Here is a 3,938-nt window from a genome sequence, read left to right as displayed (position 1 = left end):
GGCCGGCCGAGGGGACAAGGTCGCGCTCCACGTCGAGGGCGAGCCCGGCGACCGCATCGCCGGGACGTACTCCGACCTTCAGAACAGGGTGTCGCGCGCGGCCAACGCACTCATCGCACTCGGCATCCGACCGGGCGACCGCGTCGTCATCTACCTTCCGGTGCTGATCGAGACGGTCGTGGTCACCCTCGCCTGCGCGCGCGTCGGAGCCGTGCACTCCCTCGTCTTCGGCGGATTCTCGGCCGAAGCGGTGCGGTTCCGACTCGCCGACACCGGAGCCAAGCTGCTCGTGACGAGCGACGGTCAGTTCCGCCGAGGCACCGCGACCGAGGTCAAGTCGACGGCCGACATCGCGGCCGCGGATCTTCCCGACCTCGAGCACGTCCTCGTGCTCCGGCGCACCGGGCAGGATGTTCCCTGGACCGAGGGACGCGACGTCTGGTGGCATGACGTCGTCGACACCGCCTCCTCCCAGCACGAGCCCGAGGCGTTCGATGCCGAGCATCCGCTCTTCATCATCTACACGTCGGGCACCACGGGGAAGCCGAAGGGGCTGGTCCACGCATCCGGCGGATACCTCACGCATGCGAGCTGGGCGCACTGGGCCCATTTCGACGCGAAGCCCGACGACGTGCACTGGTGCACGGCGGATCTCGCCTGGGTGACCGCCCACACGTACGAGATCTATGGTCCGCTCTCGAACGGCCTCACGCAGGTCATCTACGAGGGCACGCCGGACACCCCCGACCGCGAGCGACACCTCGAGATCATCGAGCGCTACGGCGTGACGGTGTACTACACCGCGCCGACCCTGATCCGAACATTCATGACCTGGTTCGGCGCGGAGCTGCCGCACGGGCATGATCTGTCGACGCTGCGTCTGCTCGGAACGGTCGGCGAAGCGATCAACCCCGAAGCGTGGATCTGGTTCCGTCGCAACTTCGGGCGCGACGAGCTCCCGGTGGTCGACACCTGGTGGCAGTCCGAGACCGGGGCGGCGATGATCGCGCCGCTTCCGGGAGTGACGACCCTCAAGCCCGGCTCCGCATCCGTGCCGCTGCCCGGCATCGATGCGACCGTGGTCGATGCGAACGGCGATGAGGTGGCACCAGGAAGATCCGGAACGCTCGTGGTGCGGCGTCCGTGGCCGGGAATGGCGCGGACCGTGTGGGGCAACCCGCAGCGCTACCGCGATGCCTATTGGTCGGCGTACGCCGGACACGGTGAACACGGCGGCTACTACGTCGCCGGTGACGGGGCGACGCGCGATGCCGACGGCTACATCTGGATCCTCGGCCGCCTCGACGACGTCGTGAACGTGGCTGGCCACAGGCTCTCGACGATCGAGATCGAATCGGCGCTCGTGGCGCACGACACGGTGGGGGAGGCAGGCACCGCAGGCGTCGCCGACCCGGTCACCGGGCAGGCCGTCGTCGCATTCGTCACCGCGTCAGGACACGCAGAGGTCTCGACCTCGCAGCTGCGAGGACAGGTCGCCACGGCGATCGGACCCGTCGCCAAGCCGAAGCACATCGTCGTGGTGCCCGACCTGCCCAAGACCCGCTCCGGCAAGATCATGCGCCGACTGCTCGCGCAGCTCTGGGAAGCCGAGCAGGACCGGCGAGCGGGACGCGCACCGGCGCCGCTCGGGGACACGACATCTCTGCAGAACCCGTGGGCCGTCGACGACATCGCCGCCGTGCTCGAGACAGTTGAACTGAGGACGCAATGACGGAAGACCACCGCTTCGGGTTTCGCACGAGGGCTCTCCATGCCGGAGGCACACCGGATGCCGCGACGGGTGCCCGCGCCGTGCCGATATACCAGACGACCTCCTTCGTGTTCGAGGATGCGACGGACGCCGGCAACCTCTTCGCGCTGCAGAAGTACGGCAACATCTACTCGCGCATCGGCAACCCCACCGTCGCCGCCCTCGAGGAGCGGCTGGCATCGCTGGAGGGCGGGATCGGCGCCGTCGCGACCGCGTCGGGCATGAGCGCCGAGTTCATCACGTTCGCCGCGCTCGTCGGAGCCGGTGACCACGTGGTCGCCTCGGCGCAGCTGTACGGCGGTACCGTGACCCAGCTGGATGTGACGCTGCGTCGATTCGGCGTGGAGACCACGTTCGTCGCCTCCACGGATCCGGCCGACTACGCGGCGGCGATCCGCCCCGAGACCAAGGTCGTCTACGTCGAGATGATCGGCAACCCGTCGGGTGAGATCGCAGACATCGAAGGCCTCGCGGAGGTCGCGCACGCTGCCGGCGTGCCGCTCGTCGTCGACGCGACACTCGCCACCCCTTATCTGGCACGTCCGCTGGAGCACGGTGCCGACATCGTCATCCATTCGGTCACGAAGTTCCTCGGCGGCCACGGCACGACTCTCGGTGGCGTGGTGATCGAGAAGGGAACGTTCGACTGGGGCAACGGCCGCTTCCCGCAGATGACCGAGCCGGTGGAGTCTTACGGCGGGATCAAGTGGTGGGACAACTTCGGCGAGTACGGGTTCCTCACCAAGCTGCGCACCGAGCAGCTGCGCGATATCGGTCCGGCGCTGAGCCCGCAGTCCGCTTTCAACCTCCTGCAGGGTGTCGAGACGCTGCCGCAGCGCATCGACGCCCACCTCGCCAACGCGCGCATCGTCGCGGACTGGCTGGCGTCTGACCCCCGCGTGGAATACGTGACCTGGGCGGGGCTCGAGGGGCATCCGCACCATGGGCGCGCCGCGAAGTACCTGCCGCTCGGGCCGGGGTCGGTGTTCGCGTTCGGAGTCAGAGCCGAGGACGGTCGCGCGGCGGGGGAGACACTGATCGAGAACCTGCAGCTGGCATCGCACCTCGCGAACATCGGTGATGCGCGCACGCTCGTCATCCACCCGGCATCCACCACTCATCGTCAGCTCACCGAGTCGCAGCTCGAGGCGGCCGGGGTGCGGCCTGACCTCATCCGGATCTCGGTAGGCCTCGAGGATGCGGACGACATCATCTGGGACCTGGACCAGGCACTCAGCACGGCGACGGGAGCGAACCGATGAGCCACACGAACCTCTCGGGAGCGGACGCCTGCGCGCTGCCCGTGCCTCAGGACGCCGCGGCGTGCGCGCTGCCGGGAGCGGCTCCTCTGCACGCGGAACGCACGTGGCAAGGGTCGAACCCGAAGCAGCGCTTCGACATCCTCCGGCGCGCGGAGTCCGTCGCGATCGTCGGCGCATCGAACAATCCCGCGCGTGCCTCCTACTTCGTCGCGACCTACCTGCTCTCGAGCACCGCCTACGACGTATACCTCGTGAATCCCCGCGAGACGGAGATCCTCGGTCAGCCGGTGTACGCGTCGCTCGCCGAGCTGCCGGTCGTCCCCGACATCATCGACGTGTTCCGCCGCCACGACGACCTGCCCGGTGTCGCCCAGGAGGCCATCGACGCCGGAGCGCAGACGCTGTGGCTGCAGCTGGGCTCCTGGAACGAGAACGCGGCGGCCCTCGCCGCCGACGCAGGGCTCTCCGTGGTGATGGACCGCTGCATCAAGATCGAGCACGCGCGGTTCCACGGTGGACTGCACCTGGCCGGGTTCGACACGGGCGTCATCAGCTCGCGGCGGCAGCTTCTCGGGCGCTGAGGCCCGCGCGGTCGAAGCCTAGACTGGCCGAATGCCTCTCATCGCACTCACCGGCGGCATCGCCTCCGGCAAGTCGACCATCGCACGACGGCTCTCCGAGCTCGGGGCCGTCATCGTCGACGCCGACCAGATCGTCCGTGACGTACAGGCCCCCGCATCCCCGGTGCTCGACCGGATCGAAGAGGCGTTCGGCGCGGACGTGATCACTGCGGAGGGCGCACTCGATCGCGCGTCCCTCGGAGCGAAGGTCTTCGGGGATCCGGCGGCGCTCGCCACTCTGAACGCGCTCGTGCACCCGGCCGGCCGGGCCGAGTCGCAGCGACG

At 68.9% G+C, this 3,938-nt stretch carries 4 protein-coding genes; all 4 read left to right on the top strand.

Annotated features, from left to right (window positions below; all coding sequences use genetic code 11):
* Nucleotides 1-1,732, top strand: a 1,732-nt coding sequence (gene acs / locus J7E68_RS16420) for an acetate--CoA ligase (RefSeq protein WP_215174395.1), incomplete at its 5' end; no start/stop codon positions are given.
* Nucleotides 1,729-3,033, top strand: a complete 1,305-nt coding sequence (locus J7E68_RS16415) for an O-acetylhomoserine aminocarboxypropyltransferase/cysteine synthase family protein (RefSeq protein ID WP_215174393.1) — start codon at nucleotides 1,729-1,731, stop codon at nucleotides 3,031-3,033. The genes acs and J7E68_RS16415, both read left to right, overlap by 4 nt.
* Nucleotides 3,030-3,614 (top strand): CoA-binding protein, encoded by a 585-nt coding sequence (locus tag J7E68_RS16410; RefSeq protein WP_215174391.1) that lies wholly within the window; start codon nucleotides 3,030-3,032, stop codon nucleotides 3,612-3,614. Before J7E68_RS16415 ends, J7E68_RS16410 begins: the two co-directional genes overlap by 4 nt.
* A gap of 31 nt (nucleotides 3,615-3,645) precedes the next feature.
* A partial coding sequence (gene coaE, locus J7E68_RS16405) for a dephospho-CoA kinase (RefSeq protein WP_215174389.1) occupies nucleotides 3,646-3,938 on the top strand: 293 nt, incomplete at its 3' end.

This window comes from Microbacterium sp. ISL-103 (genome assembly GCF_018613995.1).
In the GTDB taxonomy this organism is placed as follows: Bacteria; Actinomycetota; Actinomycetes; order Actinomycetales; family Microbacteriaceae; genus Microbacterium.
This window is presented reverse-complemented; position numbering and strand designations above follow the sequence as displayed.